Here is a 22,007-nt window from a genome sequence, read left to right as displayed (position 1 = left end):
CTTCTGGGTGAGCCCGGCCCCGCCCCGGGGCGGGGCCGGGCTCGGCACCGGTCAGAGGGCGGCGGGGAACCGGTCCCAGGCCCGGTGCTCGGCCAGTGCCGTCGTGAGTCCGTCCAGGACCGCGGTACTGCTGTCGGCGACGGCGATGCCCGGTCCGTCTGCTGGGATGCCGGCGGATTCGAGGAACCGCTCCGCGCCGTTCCAGCCGCCGATGGCCTTGCCGTGTCGGTACGCCTCGGTGACGAGCAGCAGTACGCGCGGGTCGGGAGCCTTGGGCGGCTGGGCCGTGCCCGCCTTGGCGTCGCGGGCACCGTATGCGTCCGCGCCCGCCTGGGGCACTCCGGCCAGCAGGAGGGCGTCGAACTCGACGGAGCGGGCGGTGGCGAAGGTTCGCTGGATGGCGATCGGTTCACCGTCGGGGTCGAGGGCGGCGCCGGTCGGGGCGATGACGAGGGGCACGATGCCGGCTTCCAGAAGGGCCTGCCGGGCAGCTCGTACGCCGTCCAGGTCGGCCGCGGCGTCGGCGACGATCCCGATCACGCGGCCGTCGGTCGGCCAGGTCCCGCCCAGTTGGGAGAGCGCGGGGCTGGGGCCGGCCGCGACGAGCGGCACGGTGGCCGCGGGGACCGGCAGTCCGAGGCCCGCGGCGACCTGCTCGCACAGCTGCGGGTCGATGTTCGCCAGGACCTGCAGGGTGCGTTCCCTGATGGCCTGCTCGTAGCACTTGCTCAGTTCGAAGGTGTAGGCGGCGATGATGTGTTCGCGCTCCGGCGGGGTCATGCTCAGCCAGAAGAGGCGCGGCTGGGTGAAGTGGTCCGAGAAGGAGGCGGGAGCTTCGCGGACCTTGCTCGCCGCCGGCACCTTTACGGGCGTCTCGATGAAGGCGGCCGTATCCGCTCCGGCGAGGAACGGGCAGCCTCCGTCGAGGCTGTTGGGCCGGTAGGGGGCGATGCCCGTGTGGACGGCGCTCTGGTGCATGCCGTCGCGCAGCATGTCGTTGACGGGGGCGTGGGGCCTGTTGACGGGAATCTGGCCGAAGTTGGGGCCGCCGAGCCGGCTGATCTGCGTATCGAGGTAGGAGAAGAGGCGGCCGGCGAGCAGCGGGTCGTCGGTGACGTCGATGCCCGGGACCAGGTGGCCGGGGTGGAAGGCGACCTGCTCGGTCTCGGCGAAGTAGTTCTTGGTGTTCGCGTTCAGCGTCATGAGGCCGATCGGCTGAACGGGTGAGAGCTCCTCGGGCACGATCTTGGTGGGGTCGAGGAGGTCGATGCCCTCGAAGGTCTGGTCGTCGGTGTCGGGGAAGACCTGGATCCCCAGTTCCCACTGCGGGAATGCGCCGGACTCGATGGCGTCGAAGAGGTCCCGGCGGTGGAAGTCCGGGTCCATCCCGTTGATCATCTGCGCTTCCTCCCAGACGAGGGAGTGCACGCCCAGCTTCGGCTTCCAGTGGAACTTCACGAGCACGCTCTCGTCGGCCGCGTTGACCAGGCGGAAGGTGTGGACCCCGAAGCCCTCCATCATCCTGAAGGACCGCGGGATCCCCCGGTCGGACATGTTCCAGATGGTGTGGTGGGTGGCCTCGGTGTGCAGGGACACGAAGTCCCAGAACGTGTCGTGCGCGCTCTGCGCCTGCGGGATCTCGCGGTCCGGATGCGGCTTGCCGGCGTGGATGACGTCGGGGAACTTGACCGCGTCCTGGATGAAGAAGACGGGGATGTTGTTGCCGACCAGGTCGAAGGTGCCCTCGTCGGTGTAGAACTTCGTCGCGAAGCCCCGCGTGTCGCGCACGGTGTCGGCCGAGCCGCGCGAGCCGAGGACCGTCGAGAACCGCACGAACACGGGCGTCTCCACGCCCTTGGCGAGAAACCCGGCCTTGGACACCTCGCCGGCCGTGCCGTAACCCTGGAAGACGCCGTGCGCGGCGGCGCCCCGCGCGTGGACGACCCGCTCCGGGATCCGCTCGTGGTCGAAGTGCGTGATCTTCTCGCGCAGATGGTGGTCCTGCAGCAGGACCGGACCGCGTGCTCCCGCCTTCAAGGAGTGATCGGTGTCGGGTAGGCGCGTCCCTTGGGCCGTCGTCAGGTACGCACCGCTCTGCGCCACGCGCGCCTGCTCCGCCCCCGTCGCCTGCCCGGTCGGACCCACCGTCTCGGGTCCGTCCTGGTCGGGCTTCGGGGGAAGGGGTTCCGTGGGCTCTGTCGGCTCGACCAGAGGCGGAGACTCCGGGCCGGGCTTGCCCGGCAGCTCGTTCTTGGCGGTGCCGGTTGATGACTGTCGCTTCGTCATGATCGTTCTCCTTGAGCTCGCCGACGGGGTGGACAGGGGAGAGCGGTGCCTCGATGAGGGCCGCCGGCCTCTTGCTTCCGCGCCGTGCGATAGGTGCTGCTGGGGGTACCCCGGTGGTGCAGCCGGCCCGGGGGGACGCCAGGAAGACGTGAGCGGGTGCCCGTCTCCGCCGTTCGCGCCGCCTGCCGGCCCAGGGGTGGCTGCTCGCCGAACTCCGTCGCGTCGGGATCGACGAGGACGTCGACGCGCCCCGGGCTCGCTGACCGAACGGTCGACCGGAGCCACGTACCGGGCCTCCTCACGGATGTCGCAGGGGACGGGTACGGTACGGCCTGACACCGCGCCCCGCGGACCAGGCGCGCGGTCTCGTCCGCCCCTTCCGCCTCTTGGGGGAGATGGGTGAAGGCGATGTCCGCGCCCTCCGGGCGAAGGCCGGGCACGCCGCCCCGCCGATCCCGGAATCGCCGCCTGTGACCGCGCGCAGGGCGAAGCCGCAGGTCAGCTCGCCGGGTACGGCGAGGCCTTGAGGCGGCGGGCGAGGTGGGCGGTGTTCGCGGCGAGCGTGGCCGTCGTGCCGGCCGTCTTCTCGGGGGTCTTGTCGAGGTCCTGGTAGTCGGTGCCCTGCATGGCTTCGCCGACCCAGTAGGTGACGGCGTTCGGGGCGAGGGAGAAGCCGGCGTCGTTCAGGCCCTGGAAGAGGTCGGCGCTGACCTTGTGCGCGCCGTCCTCGTTGCCGACGACGCAGACCGCGGCGACCTTGCCGTAGGTGAGCATGCGGCCCTCGTCGTCGGTCTCGGAGATCTCCGCGTTCAGACGCTCCATGACCCGCTGGGCGATGCTCGAGGGGTGCCCGAGCCAGATGGGCGTGGACAGGATCAGGATGTCGCAGCCCAGGATGGTGTCGCGGATCTCCGGCCAGGCGTCCCCGTCGCCCATGTCGGTCTTCACGCCGGTCTTCACGTCGTGGTCGGCGATCCGGATGGTCTTCCCGGTGACGCCGTGCTCGGCGAGGGCGGCCATCGTCTGTTCGGCCAGCAGATGGGAGCTCGACGGCGAGGGGGAGGGGGACAGGGTGCAGACGAGCGCGACAGCGCGGAGCGGGGTGTGATCGTTGGAATCCATGGTGTCCGGCTACCCGCACACCTCTCTTTGATGTCGCAAGCGCTGCGATTCATCCCCTTTGGCTCAGTCCGCGCAGGGACGGAAGCTGCGAAGAGTGTCGACGCGTCCTGGTCCGATGCTTGGCCGAGTGAGCGTACGAAGGGAGCCCGCCCGACCCGCGGGGCAGGAGGCACGCGCAGCGCCTCACGCCCCAGTCAGCCGCCCATGAGGTGCGAGGTGCTTCAGGTGCCCGCACGATGACCGTGACACGACACCGTCGACGAAGGGATCCGTCATGCCCCGAGGTTCCAGCCCGAAGCGCGAGCGGCAGTACGAGCACATCAAGGAGTCCGGTGAGAAGCGTGGCATGTCCGAAGGCCGGGCGAAGGAGATGGCCTCCCGCACCGTGAACAAGGAGCGCGCGCGATCGGGGGAGAGCAAGACGGCGAGTCGCACCTCCACCCAGGGAAAGTCCGCCTCGCAGCGGGGCGGTCAGAAGTCCGGAGGCGGCGGAGGCGGCGGATCGTTCGAACGTACCAAGGACGAGCTCTACCAGGAGGCGAAGAAGCGCGGCATCGAGGGCCGCTCATCCATGACGAAGCAGCAGCTCAGGAACGCGCTCGGCCACTGATCCGGGTCGCAGGCCGAGAGGCCCACGACACGGGCGGCCGCGACGCTGTGCGCAGGACGTCGCCCGCGGTGTGAAATCCCCGGCCCAGGACGAGTGAGCGGCTCAGGCCGAGTCGGAGTTGCGCTCAAGGCCCTTTGGTACGCGGCCTGTCCGAGGAGGAACGCCCCGGCGAAGGGCGAAGGTCCTGCCCTACTTCCGCGCCGGCGTCTACGGAATGAACTTCGAGCACATCCCGGAGCTGGGCTGGAGCTACGGCTACCCCACACCCTCGGCCTCATGGCTATGGCGTCAGGCAGCCCGTACCGCGCCTTCCGCCGCAACGGCTGGCTCGAGAGCTCCGGATCCGGGAGCCGTGTCCGGCGCGGGGAAATCTGTTTCGGACCGCTCTACGGGCATGAGTGGCGCCGAGCTGGACAGCCGCTGGGTATGACACCTCTACGGGACCGAGGCCACGGCGGCGACCGAGAGCATGCCGACACCGAGCGTGACGCCGCCGCGGGCCCGAGCGAGCTGGTCGAGGAGCGGGCTCCGGACCAGCCTTCGGACCTGCCCGCACGCTCCTGGAAAGCAGTCCTGCGCGGCACGGTCAAAGAGTTCCAGAACGACGAGCTGGCCGATCGCGCCGCGGCCCTGACCTACTACGGGGTGCTGGCGCTCTTCCCCGCCCTCCTGGTCCTCGTGTCCCTGCTGGGCCTGGCCGGGGAGTCGACGACCGCACGGCTGCTGGACAACCTGCAGCAGCTGACGCCCGGCTCCGCGCGGGACGTGATCAGAGACGCGGTCGAGCAGCTGCAGGGCCGGAGCGGCGTCGGGTCGCTGATGGCGGTCGTCGGACTCGTCGTGGCGCTGTGGTCCGCCTCTGGCTACGTGGCCGCGTTCATCCGCTCCGCGAACGCCGTCTACGACGTGCCCGAGGGACGCCCGGTGTGGAAGGTGCTGCCGCTGCGCCTGGCGCTCACCGTCACGCTGATGATCCTCGCCTGCGCCGCCGCGCTGATCGTCGTCTTCACCGGCGGCCTGGCGCGGCGCGCGGGCACCGCCCTGGGCATCGGCGACAGCGCCCTGACGGTGTGGTCGATCGCGAAATGGCCGGTCCTGGTGCTCCTCGTCACCATCATGATCGCGCTCCTGTACTGGGCGGCGCCGAACGCCACGGGCCGCGGATTCAGGTGGGTGACGCCGGGCAGCTTCCTGGCCCTGGTCATCTGGATGGCCGCCTCGGCCGGCTTCGCCTTCTACGTGGCGAACTTCGCCTCCTACAACAAGACGTACGGCACGGTCGCCGGTGTGATCGTCTTCCTTGTCTGGCTGTGGATCACCAACCTCGCGATCCTCCTCGGGCTCGAGTTCGACGCGGAACTGGCCCGCCAGCGGGCGATCGCCGGAGGGCTGCCCGAGGACGAGGAACCCTATGTACGGCCCCGCGAAACCCGCGCCTGGAGCGACCAGGACCGCCGCCGCATGGAGAAGTGATCGCGCGGCGCGGGTGCTCGTTCGTTTAGCGGGTAGGCGCGCCACGACAACAGCGTGAGCATCGTGAAGGGGAGACCCGCATGAGCACGATAGAGCGGCAGACCCATGGCTCCGACGAATCCGTGAGCGTGCTGGTCTCGCGCGCTTCCCAGCAGATTTCGGAACTGGTCCGCGAGGAGATGCAGCTGGCTCGGGCCGAAATGACTCAGAAGGGGAAGCGCTTCGGGAAGGGCGGCGGCCTTTTCGGCGCGGCGGGCCTGATCGGAATCCTGGCAGCCCAGGCCCTGACCGCAACCTGCATCGCAGCCCTCGCGTTGATACTCCCGGTCTGGGCGTCGGCCCTGATCGTCGCGGCAGTGCTGGCGGTGGTCGCCGCAGTGACCGCCATGGCTGGGAAGAAGCAGATCGGCGAGGCCGGCGCACTCGTCCCGGAGCAGACCATGGACAGCGTCAAGGCCGACCTGGCCGAGATCAAGGAGAAGGTGCACCGATGACCCACGAGCCCCGAACCGATATCGGCACGCCCACCCCCGACGAGCTGCGCGAGCAGGTCGAGCGCACCCGCGACGAACTCGGGCAGACCATCGAGGCACTGGCGGGCAAAGCCGACATCAAGGCACAGGCGAAGGGAAAGGCCGCCGCCGTCAGGCAACAGGCCGCCGAGAAGACCGCGGAGGTCTCCGACCAGATCCGTGCGAAGGCCCAGCACGCGGCGCAGCTGGTGAACGACACGACGCCCGAGCAGGTTCTGGACAAGGCGGGCCGGGCCGCGAGCGTGGCACGTGCCAACCGCAAGCCGCTGCTCGTGGCCGGCGTGGCGCTGGTCATCCTCCTGATGGTGCGGCGCAGCCGCCGAAGCCGATGAAAGCGTACAAGCCGGTGGGGCTGGCCCTGGGTGCTGTCAGCGGCATGATCGCGGGGGCGGCGTTCAAGCAGGTCTGGAAGATCGTCGAGGGTGACGGGGACGCTCCCAGTGCCACGGACGAGGACCGCTCCTGGAAGCAGATCCTGATCGCCGCCGCCATCCAGGGCGCGATCTTCGCCGTGGTCAAGGCCGCCGTCGACCGCTCGGGTGCCGTGGCGACCCGTCGCGTGACGGGCACCTGGCCGGGCTGACCGGCACGGCCACGCCCGTGGGGGCGGGGGCGCCGGCGCAGTGCGGGCCCAGGTGCAGTGCGGGCTCAGGTGTGGATGCGGCTGTTGCCGTCGTGGTGGTCGGCTTGTTCGTCGTCGAACCAGTAGTCGCCGGCTGCGAGGTAGCGGAAGGAATGGCTGCTGTGTGCGGGCAGGGAGACCTCGGCGGCGCGGGTGCCATCGCTGCGGGGTTCGAGGGGGTGGGCGGCGGGATTCCAGTGGTTGAAGTCGCCGACCACGCTGACCGGCCCCTGAGGAGCGTCTGCGGGCAGGATGAAGGTGACCTGGGTACGGCCCTTGAGCCGCTTGCGTTCGAGCACGAAGATCTCCAGCCTTGAGTCGGGGAAAGAGCCCGCGCATCCTCTCCTCGCCCACGCCCGGCCGGCCGGGGCGGTACGGGGCCGTGTGCCGCGCACGGGTCGCCCGACCGGGAACCGCGAACAGGGGCGTTAACGGTGCTCCCGGGCGCGTTTGCGGGCCGGAGCGGGCGGGCGGTCGCAAGCACCGGTGTCCGTCGCGGGGCCGGCCGGGGCTTCGACGACCGGCCGGTCCCGCGTGCGTGGACTCTCGTCGCCCTGCCACCGTGACACGGTCGAGGCCGCCCTGCCCGCCGTGGGTGGGAAGTTGTAGGCCGATGGGGTGATCGCGCCGGCATACCGCTTCCCGGGCCGGGGCCGTGGCCGATGCCTGGCGGGCCCGGCGGCCCGGATGCCCCTGCCGAACCGGTCAGGCCGCCCGCTGTGGCCGGTGGCGGGCCGTGCCCGTCTTGGGGGCCGGGGCCGGGGGCGAGGGTGGGGCGTCGGCGAAGAGGGCGAGGAGGCCCGCGATGTCGCGGCCTGCCTCGGCGGGATGCCGGAACTTGGCTCCGGGGGTGATGCGGTAGTGGTTGCGGCGTCCTTCGCGTACCCGGGTGAGGTACCCCTCCTGCTCCAGATCGGCGACGATCGACTGCACGGTGCGCTCGGTCAGGACGCAGATCGTGGCGACCTCCCGCAGGCGGGCCTCGGGATCCCTCGACAGCGCCAACAGGACGCGTGCGTGGCTCGTCAGGAACGTCCACGGTGCTTTGGGAAGTGCTTCATCACCCACCACTTCAGCATGCCCCTTTTTTTGTATATACGTCCTGTTTTTCGTGTATTTCTTGACGTACGTCGGTCGGATGTCGACGATGCTGTTGGAAGCAGTGGCACCCCAGAACGTGTGGGGAGGCGGTGATGACCGCGACCGTGTACGCCGACCGTCCGGACACCCCGGAAGCCGCCGGTCTGGAACTCGCAGTGACGCCTGGTCCGCAGCCGGGGAGGGTCCACGTCTGCGTGAGCGGCGAGATCGACTTCGACAACGCCGGGATCCTGCGCGACGCCCTGCTGACCGCGCTCGTCTCCCACCGCGGCACACTCCTCCTCGACCTGAGCCGGGTCACCTTCTGCGACTGCGCAGGCCTCAACGTCCTCCTGGCCGCCCGCGCCGCGGCCCAGCGGGCCGGCCGCCGCCTGCGCATCACCCAGACCGGCCGCCCCGTCGAGCGGCTCCTGGATCTCACCGCAACCCGCCCGTACCTCACCTGACCACCCCCAAGGCGCCCCGGCGCCTGTCGCCCCGGACCGTGTGGACCGTGCCCGCAGGAAGGAGCGACCTGCCCGGGCCTTCTGCATGACGTGGTCCGGGACGGGAAGGCGCAGCACGCACGTGGTGGCACAGCCACCGCGCCGCACCACACGCAACACGAGCGGAGGAGAGTCGTCATGCCTCGTGGTTCCAGCCCCAAGCGGGAACGGCAGTACGAGCACATCAAGGAAAGCGCTGAGCAGCGCGGCGAGAGCACGAAGCGTGCCGAGGAGATCGCGGCCCGCACCGTGAACAAGGAGCGTGCCCGCGCCGGCGAGTCGAAGACGGCGAGCCGGTCCTCGCTCCAGGACATGTCGTCCTCCAGGCGCGGCGGACTGCGCTCTCACAGCGGTGCGCAGGGCCCCACCAAGGACCAGCTGTACAACGAGGCGAAGCAGAAGGGAATCGAGGGCCGTTCGAAGATGGACAAGGCAGAGCTGAAGCGGGTGTTGGGCCACTGAAGTAGGTCTACGTCGACCGGACCAGTGAGCAGATCAAGGACGCTCCCGAGTTCGAGGAGTCCAAGCACGGCGGCGAGCCGTCCTACCTGGAGCAGTTCGGCCGGTACTACAACCAGCCGCACATGTGACGGGGTACGCATGGCGCGGGGTAGTCGCGCGATACAGGCACGCACTCGAGGAGGACATGGTGGCAGACCACGAGAAGTCCAGGCCGCACCCGCGGACCACGCCGTCCGAGGCTGCGGGAGAGGGCGGTGACCGTGAGGCCCGGCAGCAGGCGGACGATGCCGTTGTCCGGTCCTCGGGCACCGCCGAGGACGACGCGAACGCCCAGGGCCGTGCCGAGCGCCACCGTACGGGCACCGGCCGGGAAGAGCAGAACCACCCCGACGACGCGAGGCGGACGGACTCCGAGGACCTCTGACGCCGACGTGGACCGCGCCATCCAGGCCACCGGCGTCTCTCGGGCCGCTCGTGCAGGACGCTTGACCGAACGGCCGACGAGCTGCGGGTCGCAGACCTCCACGGGACGCGGAAAGCGTGGTTGGGGCCATGCTCTGGCTATGCGTCCGATCACTGGCTGGCTGTTGGCGGGCCTCGTATGCCTGGCGGCTTCGGGGTGTGCCACGGTCGGGGCGCGGGAGACAGCGGCCGAGGCGGCGGCCATCGGATTCGAGGAGACGCTGGCGTCCGCCGACAGCGGGCGTGCGTGCGCGTCGCTCGCGCCGGCGACGCGGGAGGAGCTGGAGGGAGAGGCAGAGGTCGGGTGCGGCCGGGCACTGGCCGCGTTGGAGGTTCCCGCGGCGGTCGGCGGGCGCTCACCGGAGTCCAAGCCGGTGGGGTCGGCCCACAGTGCCACCGGCGTAGAAGGCTGACACGGCGGCCGCCGCCGTGCCGGCCCCGCGTTGGGCGCGGCGACCCGGTCTGGGGCCCCGGCAGGCCGGGCGCGTTTCAACGGGGCCGAAGCGGTAAGGCGCCGGATATGGTGCGATTCGGGTACACGATGATGACCGAGCAGGCCGGGCCCCGGGAACTGGTCGACCACGTAGTGGGAGCGGAGCGGGCAGGATTCGACTTCTCCGTCATCTCGGACCACTCCTTTCCCTGGCTGGAGGCCCAAGGGCACGCGCCCTACGCGTGGAGCGTCCTGGGCGCCGCCGCGCAGGCCACGTCCCGGATCCCGCTCATGACGTACGTGACCTGCCCGACGTTTCGCTACCACCCGGCCGTGATCGCCCAGAAGGCGGCCACGATGCAGCTTCTGTCCCAGGGGCGTTTCCGGCTGGGCCTGGGTTCGGGAGAGAACCTCAACGAGCACATCGTCGGCGCGGGCTGGCCCGCTGCCCACGTCCGCTTGGACATGCTCGAGGAAGCCGTGGGGATCATCCGCTCCCTGTTCGCCGGAGGGTACGTCAGCCACCATGGCACCCACTTCGACGTCGAGAACGCCAAACTCTGGGACCTCCCCGACGATCCGCCCCCGATCGGGATCGCCGTCTCCGGGGACCGCTCCTGTGAGATCGCGGGCCGCGACGGCGACCTGCTCATCGCCACCGAGCCGAAGGCGGAGCTGGTGACCGCGTTCGAGGCGTACGGAGGCTCCGGCAAACCGCGCATGGGCCAGCTCCCGGTCTCCTACGACCCCGACCGCGACGCGGCGGTGGCCCGAGCGCACGACCAGTTCCGCTGGGCGCTCGGCGGCTGGAAGGTCAACGCGGAACTCCCCGGCCCTGCGTCCTTCGCCCAGGCCTCGCAGCACACCAGACCCGAGGACGTCGCGGATTCCATACCCTGCGGCGACGACGTGGACGCCTTCGTAGATGCGGTACGCCTCTACGCCAACGCGGGATTCACCGAAATCGCCCTGGTCCAGATCGGCGGCGACCAGCAGGAGTCCTTCCTGGACTGGTCCGAGGCAAAGCTGCTGCCGGCCCTGGCGGAGCTGTGACAACGGGCTCCTCGTGAACAAGGCCGTTCAGGCACGACACGACACGACACGCTCAGCGCCGCGCGCGATTCCGTGTTCGTCGGCGACACCGTGTGGGACATGCGGGCGGCCTCCCGGGCCGCCCCTCGATCGGCCCAGCGTGGCAAGGGTGAAGCTGGGCAGACGAGCAGAACCCGCGCAGCCCACCCCGGAGGCCTGTCGATGTCCTGTGTGTCTGCTCTGATCCTTGTTCGCCTCGACGCGGTGAGCGGCAGTGTGCCGCTCACCGCCCGCTTCTCGTATGACGCCGAGGACCCGTACGTGGTCCAGGCCACGTTCCTCGACGGACCGACAGTCCTGGCCCGTTGGCACTTCGACCGGCAGATGCTTGCCGAGGGACTCCACCGCCCGGTGGGCGAGGGAGACGTCACCTTCAGCCCCCACACGGCAGACGGCGCCGAAGAGTTCCGAGTCGCGTTGCGAGGCCGCAGCGCCGAGATGCAAGAAGACGCCGTCCTCCTCATGGAGGCCCGCGCGCTCACACGCTTCCTGGAGCAGACGTATGCCGTCATCGGCGCAGGGGAGGAGTTCCTCGACCTCGACAGGCTCCTCGACGAGTTCTTGGCCCGTTGACAGTCGAGTCCTGAGCACCGTTGTCGGTTGAGTGGTGAAATTGATCTGCCGTCACAATGCGGGGAGACCGTGCATGTGAATCGGCGAATGCAGAATGGTTCCCCGTATGGGAATTGTATTGCTCCTCGACCGTCGCTCAGATGGGCGATCGCCGATTTGTCCAGGTCGATTGCGGACTTCATTGTGGGATGAGTGTGAACAGGGGGGGCGGGGGCGGAGTTTGTTTTCCTTCCGCCGGGATGCCGGACGCCGGAGTGTGGCTTGCGAGACGGCCGGCCGGTGGGTGGGAGGTGAAGGTTCTGTGTGCTGGTGGCAGTGCGCGACGGGGCTTCCCGGGCTCTCCGAAGGAGTGCCCTGGCGCTCCGCTTGCGGTCGTACCGCCCCGGTGCCGAGCTCTTTGCGGCGGGCCGGAACCGCTCCGGCCCGCCGGTGGGACCGCCGGGCGTGAGGGAAATGCTGGCGGTTAGTCGAACTCGCTCACAGTCACTGTGTTTGAAATGCGGTTCAGCAAAGTCCAGAATGTCCTGGGTGTCTCGAGCGAGGTCATCGTCCAGCCCCCGTCTATCTGTGTTGACCCGCACATACGGGCGGGTATGCTGTGCCTCGCGCTTCGGGGACGGGATGCGTTCCCGCTGCGGTACGACCACAGGGGGAGCGGTAAGTGCTGGAGAGTATCGGCCTTGAGAATCGAGACCACGACGTTTATCGAGCGCTTCTCGTCCACCCCGGCTGGGATATGGCGGACATTGGGCAGAATCTCGGCATGGGGGAGTCCGAGGTCCGCGACACGCTGGACCGGCTGACCCGGTTCTCGCTCCTCCGCTCTGCCTCCGGAGCCGAAGCGCTCGTGCCGGCCAGTCCGGAGCTCGGACTCCTTCCCCTGCTGCAGGATCTCGAAGCCGAACTGGATGAACGCCGCGCCAGGCTGTCGCGGGACCGGGCCATGCTCACGGCTCTGACGTCCGAGTACACCGCACGGCGCGTGCAGAACGACGTGGCGGGCGTCGAGCGCCTCGTGGGCCTGGACGCGGTGCGCTCGCATCTGGCCCAACTCGCCCAGGGAGCCGCCTCCGAAGTGCGCGCGTTCATGCCGGGGCCGGCGCTCAGTCAGGCGGCCCTGGACGCGTCACGCCCCCTCGACGTGCAGAACCTGGCGCGGGGCGTTCGGATGCAGACCATCTACCTGGAGACGGTGCGCAAGGACCCGGCAACGGTCGAGTACGCCACCTGGTTCGCCGAGCAGGGAGGCCAGACGCGCACCATGCCCTCGCTGCCGATGCGCCTCATCCTCTGCGACCGCTCCGTGGCCGTGCTCCCGGTGCAGCCGGACGCGAGCGGGCAGGGGGCGTTCGTCATCCGGCTCACCAGCATCGTTTCCGCGCTCAACCAGCTCTTCGACCTGACGTGGGAGCGCGCCACCCCGCTGGGAGAAGCCTGCGCACCCCACTGCGACGGGCCCAGCGAGCGCGAACTGGCGTTGCTCAGGATGCTCGAGGACGGCCACACCGACGAAGTCATCGCACGAAAGCTCGGGGTGTCCATCCGCACGGTCCGGCGTCTGATGTCGGACCTGCTCAAGACACTGAACGCCGAAAGCCGTTTCCAGGCAGGCGTGCAGGCCACACGGCGAGGGTGGATCTGACAACTCCCCGCAAAGGGTGCGGACCGCATCGGGGGGCCTCAGGCCATGCGGCACTTGTTCGCCGTCGCGTCGCGTGGTATCGATGAGGGGCATGCCGCGCGTGACGCCCGCGAAGCCGGCCCGTCGGTATCCGTCGGGTGTTCCGGTCGACGTCCCGTGATATCGGCGAGAATGCACCGGCGTTCATCCTGGAGCGATCGGGGCTGCCCCGTGGCCACCTCATGCCATGGCACGAGGTGGCCGTATCAGACATCGTTTGACGTGCTCAAAGGCTGGCTATGGTATGCCGTGTGTATGCCATCAAGGTGTTCCTGCAGTCGCCGAAAGGCGCTCGAACCACCGGCCTGGCGGGCAGCGCCGACATCGGGGACCGGCTCCTCGGCGACCCCCAGCCCGGGGTCGCCCACGTGAGCCTGGTCCCGCTGTCCTCGCAGGTCGTGGCCATGACCTTCGTGGTCGCCGCTGACCTCGGGGCCGCCGAACGACTGGCCGCCGCAGCATGGGACGCCTGGCTCGACCGTGAATGGTCCGCGGGCTGGAAAGTGTCCTCGTACGGGGCCGACCTGCTGCTGGGTGTCTCGGCGGCCGCGGAGGCTTTCCTCCGTGAATCTGGCTCAAACTGACCGGTTGGTGCCATGGCCTACATGGGCCATCCGGAATCGTCGACACCGGCTAGTGGCTGCGACCAATATCAGTCAGGACGGGGGGCGGCGCACTGCGTCGGACGATCACGCAGAACTGCCCATTTTTTCTTGTGCCTTCCACACTTACCCGTGTGGTTCCGGCATGCATTTTCTTGAGGGGTATCCGTGCACGACCGAATGAACCGAGTATTCCGGGCAGCTGTTCTCTCCCTTCTGGTCGCCCTTCCGGTCCTTTTCGCCAGCGGTGCGCTCCCCGACGAGACCGCGGCACCCGCTCCGTTGGCCCGCGAGGAAGAGCATGTGGTGGCGGCCCCCGGGAACTGGGCCTGGGACTAAGGGATTCCCTTCGGATCGACCCTTTCGCCGGCCGGATGAGCTCCGGATGAGTTGAGGACGATTTCAAGCCGTCCATCTCCTCCTGCGGCAAGGAGCGGACTCCGCGCATTTCACACCGTGGAGGACGCCGGGCACGGGCTCCGGTGGCCGGAACCCGCCCGTATCGACAGGGCACCGTGGCGCCCGTCCGCGGCGGCCCGGGGAACGGGGGGTACCCCGCCCGCCCGATGGACGCTTCCGCCCCCACCGGCCTCCGTGGGGAGCGCATCGCGGAGCCGGAGCGCACGGCCAGTCTCCCCCTCCCCGCTCCGCTCCGCTCCGGAAGAGCGTGGGCGGTACCCACCGACTGATGACTCCCGGCACGAGCCGAGAAAGAAGCAGCTACCGATGCAGACCGACATGACCGACATGGCCGACATGACGCCGGGCGAACTCACCGACCGCGTGCGGACCATCTGGACCGAGGTCCTCGGTCATTCCGACTTCAGCGACAGTGACAGCTTCTTCGAGTCAGGCGGGCACTCCCTGCTCGCGTCCAAGGTCATGGCACGGCTCGGCCGTTCGGTCGGCACGCGGCTCTCCATGCAGCTGATCTTCGACCACCGCACCGTGGAGCAGTTGGCAGGGGCTGTGTACGCCCAGGTGTCCGCGCAGAACACCACCGCCCGTCCGGAGACGACGACGGCGTGACCGCCCCGGCGCCGTGCGACGCGAGCGGCGGTCGCGGCACCGCCCGCCGGCGACGGCGTGACCGGCAACTTCGGCCTGTCGCCCGGATCAGCGAACCGCCCCTATTCTTCCTGGAGTCAGCCCCATGTCCCATCTCGTCGTCGCCAACGGTGAAGGCCAGCACGCGCTGTGGCCGCACGCCGTGAGCGTTCCCTCCGGCTGGCAGGCCACCGGATTCTCCGGCACCGAGGAGGACTGCCTCGGCCACATCGCGGAGGTCTGGACCGACATGCGCCCCCGCTCCCTGCGGGAGCTGTCCGCGGCCGCGCCGAACGTCCTGGCGACCGAGCGGTTCGTCCTGCGGGAGCTGACTGCCGACCAGGTCGCCGCGCTGCTCCGGGACGACGCGTCGGACGACGCCTGGGCACCCGGTTACCCCTTCGCCGGGACGCTCGCCGCGGCCGGCGGATTCGCGAAGCGAACCGCGGACCAGCACGTTCGGGGCTTCGGCATGTACCAGGTCGTACGGTGCGCCGACGGCCGGGTGATCGGCGACATCGGTTTCCACACCCCGCCGCAGGAGGGCATCGTCGAGGTGGGCTTCGGCCTCGTGGAATCCGGCCGCGGCGCCGGGTACGCGAGCGGTGCGCTCCATGAACTGACGCGCTGGGCGCTGGCCCAGCCCGGCGTCACCACCGTCGTCGCGCGCACGCTGAAGGACAACACCGCGTCGCAGGCCGTACTGGAGCGGGCCGGCTTCCACCGGACCGCCGAAGAGGCGGAGCTGCTCCACTACGCGCTCGGGACCGAAGGCCGCGAGCAGGACGGGTCGCGCCCCGTCGGGCCCTGCCCCGTCGCCGACGGCGGACGGAGCGGCGCGTGACGGCGATCCGCCGGCCGAGCGCCGTGCTCTCGCACCCCAAGGACATCCCGTCCTCGGCGACGATCCACGGAGGTGTCGCCGCCGCTGCCGCGCTGCGTCCCGACGCGGTCGCCCTGCGGTACGGGGACGGTCTGACCGTCAGCTACGGAGAACTGGAAGCGGCGGCGAACCGGCTCGCCGGCGAGTTGCTGGAACGGGGCATCGGGGAGGGCGACTTCGTACCGGTCCTGGTTCCGCCCGGTCCGGTCCTGCCCGCTGCACTCCTGGCCGTACTCAAGACCGGCGCGGCATACGCGGCCCTGCCCGTGGACTGGCCGGCCGGGCGGCTCCAGCAGATCGTCGACCGGTGCGAGGCCCCCGTCCTGCTCGTCGCAGACTCCGTGGCGGTCGCGCCGACGGGACGGGAGAGCGTGCGCGTCCCGGCCGACGTCGCGGCCCTCGCGCCGGACCGGAGCGGAGAACCGGTCCCCGCCGCCGGCTCGGCGGACTCGCCGGCCTGTGTCTTCTTCACCTCCGGCTCCACCGGAGAGCCCAAGGGAGCCGTGTCACCGCACGCGGCGACCCTGCGGCTCTTCACGCCCACCCCCTATTCCTGCGAGCCCGTCGCGCCGTTCGACGACCTGCCGGACCTGTTCTCCGGCCAGGCTGCGATCGGGCACTTCGGTCCGCGTACCGTCACGCTGCGCACCTCCTCGGTGGCCTGGGACCTGGCCTCCATGGAGACGTGGGCGCCGCTGCTGAGCGGCGGGTCGGTGGCCTACGGCGCCCCCGGTCCGCTCACGCCCGCCGCCCTCCGGGACGCGGTGAGGGTCCACGGTGTCAACACGCTCACGATCACGCCGTCACTCCTGAACACCCTCGTGGACGAGGCCCCGCAGTGTTTCGACGGCATCGCCCAGGTGATGTCCGGGGGCGAGCGGATGTCGACGGAACACGCGCGACGGCTGCTGACGGCCCACCCCGCGCTGCACCTGGTCAACGGATACGGGCCGGTCGAGTGCACCATCCTGGCCACGGCAGTTCGCGTCCACGACGCCACGGCCCTCAAGGACGCCGTGGACGTGCCCATCGGCACGGCGGTGCCGGGCACCCTCGTGATCGTGACCCGGGAGGACGGAGGCGTCGCGGACCGGGGCGAGATCGGCGAGATCGTGCTGGGCGGTCCCGGACTCGTCCGCGAGTACCTCGGCGACCCGCGGCAGACGGCGGAGCGTTTCGTCGAGTCGGTGCTCCCGACGGAGATCACCGGTCTGCCCGAGGGCACCCGCGTCCGGCTCTACCGGACCGGCGACCTCGGCTTCCTCGACGAGGACGGAGTGCTCTGGTACCGAGGCCGGGCAGACCGCCAGCTCAAGATCCGGGGCGTCCGTGTCGAGCCGGCGGAGACCGAGGCCGCGCTGCGCCGCGAGCCGGGCGTGCACGACGCCGCGGTGGTTCCGCTGCGCGATGCGCAGGAGCGGCCCGTCGGGCTCGCCGCCTGGATCACGGGCGCCGAGGGGCTGGACGTGGCAGCGCTGCGGGAGAGGCTGGCCTCGCTGCTGCCCGGGCCACTGGCGCCGCGGTGGGTCGGCCGGCTCGACGCGTACCCGCGCAACAACTCGGGCAAGACCGACTACCCGGAGCTGGAACGCCGCGCCGCCCGCCAGGCCACAGCGCTGAGCGGTTCCACGCCCGCACGGGGGCCGGAAGAAGAGGCGGTGGCAGACGTGTTCGCCGCCGTCCTCGGCGCCCCGCGCGCATGGGCGGACACGCACCTGATCCACTCCGGCGGCGATTCCCTGGCCGCCGTCCGGATCGCGCACCGGCTCACGCTCGGCACGGGCCGCCGGGTCACGGCCGCCGACGTGCTGTCGGCCCCACGGGTCGCGGAACTCGCGGCGCGCATCAGCGGTCTGCCCCGGACATCCGATGCCGCGCCGAGCGCGGAGGACGGGAGCGGGACCGCCGAATCACCGCTGTCCGCGGGCCAGATCCGGATCTGGCTCACCGAGCAGCTCGCCCCGGGATGCCCGCAGAACCTGGTCCACCGCACGACCGCGATCGAAGGACCACTGGACCTCCCGGCGCTGCGCGCCGCCCTGGGCGATGTGATCGACTGCCATCCGACGCTCCGGACGGTCTACTTCGATGACGAGGACGGCGTTCCGTTCCAGCGGATCCTGCCGCCCGGCGGCGTCCCGCCGCTGGACGAGATCCGGATCCCCGCGGAGGACGTGCCGGCGCGGGCCCGAGCGGTCGCCGCCACCCCGGTGGACCTCACCACGGGCCCCGTGCTGCGGCTCACCGTGCTGCACGACCCGGGCGCGCCGGGACGAGCCACCGCCGTGTTGGCCGTGCACCACATCGCGGTGGACGGCTGGTCCCTCCCGGTCATCGTCGAGGACCTGCGCTCCGCCTACGAGGCCCGCTCCCGCGGGCTCGCCCCCGCCCTGCCGGCGGAGGCCGTCGGATACGCGTCCTGGCACAGGGCGGAGGCGGCCATGGCCGACCCCGCCGAACGGGAGCGGCGCGACCGGGCGTGGCGCGAGGAACTCGCGGGCGTCCAGGACGTGCCGCGGACCGCGCCGCCCGTGACGGGCACGGCCACCGGGGGCGCGGCTGCCCCGGGCGGGGACGTGGGCGTCATCGCGGCGCCCGTCGCGGCCGGGACCGTCGCCGCGGTACGCGACATCGCCCGCTCGGTGGCCGCGACCCCGGCCGTCGTGCTGCTGGCGGTGTTCGCGCAGGCGGTGTCCGACATCACGGGCGCGCGCCGGTTCTGCGTGGCCGTACCGGTGGCGGGCAGGTCGGACCCCAGGCTCGACCGCACGGTGGGGTTCTGTGTGAACACCCTCCCCGTGCGCGTCGACACCGAGCCGGGAACGGATCCGCTCTCGCTCGTGCCGATGCTCCGGGAGCGTTTCCTGCGTGCGCTGCGCGACGAGCTGCCGTTCAACGACATCGTCGCGGCGGTCGGCGGGGACCGCGGTCACCGGATGCCGCTCGTACAGGTCTGCATGGCCTACCAGACGGATGCCGACGCCGTCCTGACCCTGCCGCCCGCGCTCTCGCGTCCCGCGCCGACTCCCGCCGGCGACGGTGGCTTCGAGCTCACCTGGGAACTCTGGCTGGCCCACGCCGCCGACGCCGCGGTCGCGGGCACGGTGCAGTTCCGCGCCGCGGCCTTCCCCGCCGACACGGCCCGAGCGCTGAGGGAGCGGCTCGACACGCTGCTCGGCGCGCTGGACGCCCCGCTCACGCCTCCCTGTCCCGCAGAAAGCGACATCACCGAATGAACCCCCTGGAAGAAGCCGCGCCCAGCTCCGTGGGGCCGCGGGCCCTGCCCCCGGACGCCTGGAACGACACCGTTCGCCCCTTCGACCGGGAGGCCACCCTCCCCGCCCTGCTCCGCGAGGCGGCGCGCCGGGTGCCCGACCGCCCGGCCCTCCTCGCCGGTACCCGCACCCTGACGCACGCCGAACTCGACCAGCGGGCCGAGCGGTTGGCCAACCACCTGCGCACCCTGGGCATCGGCAGGGGTTCCCACGTAGGTCTGCTGTCCACCCGCTCGGCGGAGGCCGTGGTCAGCCTCCTCGCCGTGCTCAAAGCGGGTGCCACCTATGTGCCGCTGGACATCCGGTGGCCGCAGTCCCGGATCCGGTCGCTCCTCGCCGGTCTCGGCGTCAGCGCCCTGCTCACCTCGCGCGACCAGCTCCCCACCGTCGGAGTGATCCGCTGGGACCTTCCCACTCTGCGGCACGTGGTCGTGCACGACCTCACGACCGAGGACACCTGGGCGGACTCGTTCGACGAGGAGGCGGTCGGCGACCTCTGGAACTACGTGGCGGAGCGGCCGGACCCCCTGCAGGCCGCCGGCTTCAACATCGGCGCCTCCGGCGACGTCTACACCTCGGACGACGTGGCGGCCTACCGGGACCATGTCGTACGACTGGCCCGGGAGGCGCTGCCCACCGGAGGCGCGGTACTGGAGATCGGCTGCGGTTCAGGGCTGATCACGCAGGCCCTCGCGCCGCACGCCGCGCGGTACACCGCCGTCGACCCGGCCGCCTCCGCCGTGGCAGCCGTACAGGACCGGGCCGCCCGGGCGGGCCTCCCGCTCGCCGGCGCCACGCTGTTCGCGCACGAGGCCACGACCGCCCTCGACCAGCCGGTGGACCTCGTGGTGCTCGCGAGCACCGTTCAGTTCTTCCCCGACATGGACTACCTGGTGCGCGTCCTGTCGGACGTGTTGCCGATGCTGACCGCGGGCGGGTCCGTCGTGCTCGCCGATCTCGTCGATCCCGAGCTGGGCCGGCACACCGGTCTCAGCGTGCCGCGGTCGTTCTTCGCGGCGCTGGGCAGAGCCGTCCCCGGGGCCGTGGTCCGGGTGCTCGGCCGTGACGGGGCGCAGTGGCCCGCCGACCTGGCCGCGCGCTACGACGTGGTGATCACGGTCCCGGCCCGGATCCCCGAGGACAACGGGCTGCGCGCGCTGCGCTCCTGGACCGGATGGCACGTCGACCGGCGCCCGACCGTGCCGGTCCGGAGCGAGCCCGCTCCGCAGGACATCGCGTACGTCATCTTCACTTCCGGATCGACGGGAGCGCCGAAGGGCGTCATGGTCGACCACCGGGCCGTGGTCAACCTCATCGACTGGATCAACCGCGTCCACGGGGTGGGTGACGCGGACCGGCTGCTGTTCGTCACCTCGTTCTGCTTCGACCTGTCGGTGTACGACATGTTCGGCGTGCTTGCCGCCGGCGGCTCGGTCCGGGTGGTTCCGGACGGGGCACTGACGGAACCGGACGCCCTGGTGGACCTGCTCGAACAGGAGCCGATCACCATCTGGGACTCCGCTCCCGCGGCGATGGCACATGTGATGCCGTTCCTGGAATGCCGTGATCCGGAGGGACGCGGAGACCTGCGGCTCGTCATGCTCAGTGGTGACTGGATCCCGGTGACCCTGCCGGACGAGATCCGCAGCGAGTTTCCCGGAGCGCAGGTGGTGGCGCTGGGCGGGGCGACCGAGTGCACCGTCTGGTCGAACCGGTTCGCGGTCGGTGAGGTGGACCCCGCCTGGCCGAGCGTCCCGTACGGCCGTCCCATGCAGAACGCCCGGTACTACGTGCTCGATGCCGGGATGCAACCCTGCCCGATCGGGGTCGCCGGCGACCTCTACATCGCCGGCACCTGCGTGGCCCTGGGCTACACAGGGGCTCCCCGGCTCACGGCCGCGCGCTTCCTGCCGGACCCGTTCGTTCCCGAGGGAGCTCCGGACGGGGCCGAGGCCAGGATGTACCGCACCGGCGACCGGGCCCGTTGGCTGCCGGACGGGAACCTCGAATTCCTCGGCCGTCTCGACGACCAGGTGAAGGTCCGGGGATACCGCATCGAACTGGGCGAGGTGCAAGCGGCGTTGACCCGGTGTCCAGGGGTCAAGTCCGCTGTCGTCCTCGCCCCGGAGACCGCGCACGGGCGGGAGCTGGCGGCGTTCTACATCCCGGATCGGACATCGGCCGAAGGTGCTCCGGCGGTGACACCGGACGAGGTTCTGGCGGCTCTCGGCGGCCTCCTTCCCGCGTACATGCTGCCCAGCCGTCTCACCGACGTCCCCTCGTTCCCGGTCGGCCCCACCGGCAAGATCGCCAGGGACCGGCTCCTCGCGGATGCCGGACCGGGGAACACCACCGGCGGCTCACGGTGACCGAGTCGGTCCTGACCCGGACGAAGGGCCCCGGGCCCGTCGACGCCGGTGACCGTGACGACGGGATCCGGGTCTGGTCGATGCGTGTGCCGTCGGCCCGGGAACTCGACGCCTTCGACCTGTCCGTGCTCGACGCGGAGGAGCGCCGGCGCATGACGGCGTTCCGGCGCTCCGACGACCGCGTCCGCTACGGCTTCGCGCACGTCGCCCTGCGGCGGATCCTGGCCGCGCGGCTCGACGTCGAGCCGTACGAGGTGAGGTTCGGGCGTGACCCCTGCCCGGTCTGCGCAGGGCCGCACGGGCGACCCGTGCTGGACGCGCCCTCCACGCGGACGCGGTTCTCGCTCTCTCACTGCGGGCGGCGGGTGCTGGTCGCCGTCGCAGAGGTGACGGTGGGCGTCGATGTGGAAGGCATCCCGAGCGGCACGACGGTCACGGACGTGGTCCGCGCCCTGCACCCGGCAGAGCGTGCCGCGGTCGAGGCCGTGCCGCCCGCCGACCGGGGAGCCGCGTTCGCCCGCGTGTGGGCGCGCAAGGAGGCGTATCTCAAAGGCATCGGCACCGGCCTGGGCCGAGACCTGGCCCGGGACGACACCGGCGCGCCGATCCCGGGGTGGCGGCTCGTCGACCTGCCCGTGGACGACGAGCACGCGGCGGCCCTCGCCGTGCACTCGCCACATCCACCGAGCATCGGCATTCACCGTGCACTGCCGTAGGGAACGGCGTCGGAAATGATTTCTGCCGCTCTTGAATTAGTTGAGAAAAAGGTTGACAGAGCCGATCTCGGTCAACATAGTTAAGGTGAACTGATCAAGGAACCCCGCACTGATGGTGCGATGCCCCGCTTATGAGCGTGTCATCTTCCGCGTCGCCCACCGGGGATTTCTCCCAGGAAC

The 22,007-nt window shown here is 70.8% G+C and carries 23 protein-coding genes; 19 read left to right on the top strand and 4 right to left on the bottom strand.

Annotation, left to right across the window (positions count from 1 at the left end; translation table 11 throughout):
* Window positions 1–51 precede the first annotated feature (51 nt).
* The gene (locus RIU97_RS04720) at window positions 52–2,286 is read right to left on the bottom strand and encodes a catalase (protein ID WP_404953500.1); all 2,235 of its coding nucleotides are present in this window, start codon (window positions 2,284–2,286) and stop codon (window positions 52–54) included.
* Window positions 2,287–2,784: 498 nt separating this feature from the next.
* Window positions 2,785–3,408, bottom strand: coding sequence for a flavodoxin family protein (locus RIU97_RS04715; RefSeq protein WP_404953499.1), 624 nt, complete (start codon window positions 3,406–3,408; stop codon window positions 2,785–2,787).
* A gap of 274 nt (window positions 3,409–3,682) precedes the next feature.
* Between RIU97_RS04715 and RIU97_RS04710 the strand changes: the two genes are divergently transcribed.
* The 6 genes from RIU97_RS04710 (at window position 3,683) to RIU97_RS04685 (ending at window position 6,607) form a co-directional block, all read left to right on the top strand.
* Window positions 3,683–4,018, top strand: coding sequence for a plasmid stabilization protein (locus RIU97_RS04710; protein WP_404953498.1), 336 nt, complete (start codon window positions 3,683–3,685; stop codon window positions 4,016–4,018).
* A 214-nt stretch (window positions 4,019–4,232) separates the two neighbouring features.
* The gene (locus RIU97_RS04705) at window positions 4,233–4,448 is read left to right on the top strand and encodes a hypothetical protein (protein ID WP_404953497.1); all 216 of its coding nucleotides are present in this window, start codon (window positions 4,233–4,235) and stop codon (window positions 4,446–4,448) included.
* A complete protein-coding gene (locus RIU97_RS04700) occupies window positions 4,445–5,491 on the top strand; it encodes a YihY/virulence factor BrkB family protein (RefSeq protein ID WP_404953496.1) in 1,047 nt (348 codons plus the stop codon). The genes RIU97_RS04705 and RIU97_RS04700 overlap by 4 nt, the downstream gene beginning before the upstream one ends.
* Before the next feature lie 80 nt (window positions 5,492–5,571).
* On the top strand, window positions 5,572–5,985 hold the full coding sequence (locus RIU97_RS04695) for a phage holin family protein (protein ID WP_404953495.1): 414 nt from the start codon (window positions 5,572–5,574) through the stop codon (window positions 5,983–5,985).
* Window positions 5,982–6,356, top strand: coding sequence for a DUF3618 domain-containing protein (locus RIU97_RS04690; RefSeq protein WP_404953494.1), 375 nt, complete (start codon window positions 5,982–5,984; stop codon window positions 6,354–6,356). The genes RIU97_RS04695 and RIU97_RS04690 overlap by 4 nt, the downstream gene beginning before the upstream one ends.
* Entirely contained in the window at window positions 6,353–6,607 is a 255-nt protein-coding gene (locus RIU97_RS04685; RefSeq protein ID WP_404953493.1) for a DUF4235 domain-containing protein, read from the top strand. Before RIU97_RS04690 ends, RIU97_RS04685 begins: the two co-directional genes overlap by 4 nt.
* A gap of 65 nt (window positions 6,608–6,672) precedes the next feature.
* Here RIU97_RS04685 and RIU97_RS04680 read toward each other — a convergent pair whose 3' ends face one another.
* Both RIU97_RS04680 and RIU97_RS04675 read right to left on the bottom strand, forming a co-directional pair.
* Entirely contained in the window at window positions 6,673–6,945 is a 273-nt protein-coding gene (locus RIU97_RS04680) for an isoamylase early set domain-containing protein (protein ID WP_404953492.1), read from the bottom strand.
* Window positions 6,946–7,351: 406 nt separating this feature from the next.
* Complete coding sequence (locus RIU97_RS04675; protein ID WP_404953491.1) at window positions 7,352–7,714, bottom strand: helix-turn-helix transcriptional regulator; 363 nt, start codon at window positions 7,712–7,714, stop codon at window positions 7,352–7,354.
* Window positions 7,715–7,839: 125 nt separating this feature from the next.
* On the opposite strand from RIU97_RS04675, the gene RIU97_RS04670 reads away from it, so the two are divergent.
* The 13 genes from RIU97_RS04670 (at window position 7,840) to RIU97_RS04610 (ending at window position 21,827) form a co-directional block, all read left to right on the top strand.
* Window positions 7,840–8,193, top strand: coding sequence for an STAS domain-containing protein (locus RIU97_RS04670; protein ID WP_404953490.1), 354 nt, complete (start codon window positions 7,840–7,842; stop codon window positions 8,191–8,193).
* 177 nt (window positions 8,194–8,370) lie between these two features.
* Entirely contained in the window at window positions 8,371–8,694 is a 324-nt protein-coding gene (locus RIU97_RS04665) for a plasmid stabilization protein (RefSeq protein WP_404953489.1), read from the top strand.
* 184 nt (window positions 8,695–8,878) lie between these two features.
* The gene (locus RIU97_RS04660; RefSeq protein ID WP_404953488.1) at window positions 8,879–9,118 is read left to right on the top strand and encodes a hypothetical protein; all 240 of its coding nucleotides are present in this window, start codon (window positions 8,879–8,881) and stop codon (window positions 9,116–9,118) included.
* Window positions 9,119–9,257: 139 nt separating this feature from the next.
* Entirely contained in the window at window positions 9,258–9,569 is a 312-nt protein-coding gene (locus RIU97_RS04655) for a hypothetical protein (protein WP_404953487.1), read from the top strand.
* A gap of 107 nt (window positions 9,570–9,676) precedes the next feature.
* Entirely contained in the window at window positions 9,677–10,642 is a 966-nt protein-coding gene (locus tag RIU97_RS04650; protein WP_404953486.1) for an LLM class F420-dependent oxidoreductase, read from the top strand.
* A gap of 210 nt (window positions 10,643–10,852) precedes the next feature.
* Window positions 10,853–11,254, top strand: coding sequence for an SsgA family sporulation/cell division regulator (locus tag RIU97_RS04645; RefSeq protein WP_404953485.1), 402 nt, complete (start codon window positions 10,853–10,855; stop codon window positions 11,252–11,254).
* A gap of 661 nt (window positions 11,255–11,915) precedes the next feature.
* Complete coding sequence (locus tag RIU97_RS04640; protein WP_404953484.1) at window positions 11,916–12,896, top strand: LuxR C-terminal-related transcriptional regulator; 981 nt, start codon at window positions 11,916–11,918, stop codon at window positions 12,894–12,896.
* Between the two features lie 290 nt (window positions 12,897–13,186).
* A complete protein-coding gene (locus RIU97_RS04635; protein WP_404953483.1) occupies window positions 13,187–13,519 on the top strand; it encodes a hypothetical protein in 333 nt (110 codons plus the stop codon).
* A 744-nt stretch (window positions 13,520–14,263) separates the two neighbouring features.
* On the top strand, window positions 14,264–14,566 hold the full coding sequence (locus tag RIU97_RS04630) for a phosphopantetheine-binding protein (protein WP_404953482.1): 303 nt from the start codon (window positions 14,264–14,266) through the stop codon (window positions 14,564–14,566).
* Between the two features lie 124 nt (window positions 14,567–14,690).
* Window positions 14,691–15,428, top strand: coding sequence for a GNAT family N-acetyltransferase (locus tag RIU97_RS04625; RefSeq protein WP_404953481.1), 738 nt, complete (start codon window positions 14,691–14,693; stop codon window positions 15,426–15,428).
* Window positions 15,425–18,703: an AMP-binding protein gene (locus RIU97_RS04620; protein WP_404953480.1), complete on the top strand. Its 3,279-nt coding sequence runs from the start codon at window positions 15,425–15,427 to the stop codon at window positions 18,701–18,703. Before RIU97_RS04625 ends, RIU97_RS04620 begins: the two co-directional genes overlap by 4 nt.
* Window positions 18,700–21,111 (top strand): amino acid adenylation domain-containing protein, encoded by a 2,412-nt coding sequence (locus tag RIU97_RS04615; RefSeq protein WP_404953479.1) that lies wholly within the window; start codon window positions 18,700–18,702, stop codon window positions 21,109–21,111. Before RIU97_RS04620 ends, RIU97_RS04615 begins: the two co-directional genes overlap by 4 nt.
* Window positions 21,108–21,827, top strand: coding sequence for a 4'-phosphopantetheinyl transferase family protein (locus RIU97_RS04610; protein WP_404953478.1), 720 nt, complete (start codon window positions 21,108–21,110; stop codon window positions 21,825–21,827). The genes RIU97_RS04615 and RIU97_RS04610 overlap by 4 nt, the downstream gene beginning before the upstream one ends.
* Window positions 21,828–22,007: the final 180 nt, after the last annotated feature.

Source organism: Streptomyces sp. 147326 (genome assembly GCF_045000215.1).
GTDB lineage: Bacteria > Actinomycetota > Actinomycetes > Streptomycetales > Streptomycetaceae > Streptomyces.
The sequence above is the reverse complement of the archived record's forward strand: the minus strand, read 5'-3'. Positions and strand labels throughout refer to the sequence as shown.

Coding starts and splice junctions, on each gene's coding strand:
- RIU97_RS04720 (WP_404953500.1), bottom strand. CDS start 2,286: ATGACGAAGCGACAGTCATCAACCGGCACCGCCAAGAACGAGCTGCCG.
- RIU97_RS04715 (WP_404953499.1), bottom strand. CDS start 3,408: ATGGATTCCAACGATCACACCCCGCTCCGCGCTGTCGCGCTCGTCTGC.
- RIU97_RS04710 (WP_404953498.1), top strand. CDS start 3,683: ATGCCCCGAGGTTCCAGCCCGAAGCGCGAGCGGCAGTACGAGCACATC.
- RIU97_RS04705 (WP_404953497.1), top strand. CDS start 4,233: ATGAACTTCGAGCACATCCCGGAGCTGGGCTGGAGCTACGGCTACCCC.
- RIU97_RS04700 (WP_404953496.1), top strand. CDS start 4,445: ATGACACCTCTACGGGACCGAGGCCACGGCGGCGACCGAGAGCATGCC.
- RIU97_RS04695 (WP_404953495.1), top strand. CDS start 5,572: ATGAGCACGATAGAGCGGCAGACCCATGGCTCCGACGAATCCGTGAGC.
- RIU97_RS04690 (WP_404953494.1), top strand. CDS start 5,982: ATGACCCACGAGCCCCGAACCGATATCGGCACGCCCACCCCCGACGAG.
- RIU97_RS04685 (WP_404953493.1), top strand. CDS start 6,353: ATGAAAGCGTACAAGCCGGTGGGGCTGGCCCTGGGTGCTGTCAGCGGC.
- RIU97_RS04670 (WP_404953490.1), top strand. CDS start 7,840: ATGACCGCGACCGTGTACGCCGACCGTCCGGACACCCCGGAAGCCGCC.
- RIU97_RS04665 (WP_404953489.1), top strand. CDS start 8,371: ATGCCTCGTGGTTCCAGCCCCAAGCGGGAACGGCAGTACGAGCACATC.
- RIU97_RS04660 (WP_404953488.1), top strand. CDS start 8,879: ATGGTGGCAGACCACGAGAAGTCCAGGCCGCACCCGCGGACCACGCCG.
- RIU97_RS04655 (WP_404953487.1), top strand. CDS start 9,258: ATGCGTCCGATCACTGGCTGGCTGTTGGCGGGCCTCGTATGCCTGGCG.
- RIU97_RS04650 (WP_404953486.1), top strand. CDS start 9,677: ATGGTGCGATTCGGGTACACGATGATGACCGAGCAGGCCGGGCCCCGG.
- RIU97_RS04630 (WP_404953482.1), top strand. CDS start 14,264: ATGCAGACCGACATGACCGACATGGCCGACATGACGCCGGGCGAACTC.
- RIU97_RS04625 (WP_404953481.1), top strand. CDS start 14,691: ATGTCCCATCTCGTCGTCGCCAACGGTGAAGGCCAGCACGCGCTGTGG.
- RIU97_RS04615 (WP_404953479.1), top strand. CDS start 18,700: ATGAACCCCCTGGAAGAAGCCGCGCCCAGCTCCGTGGGGCCGCGGGCC.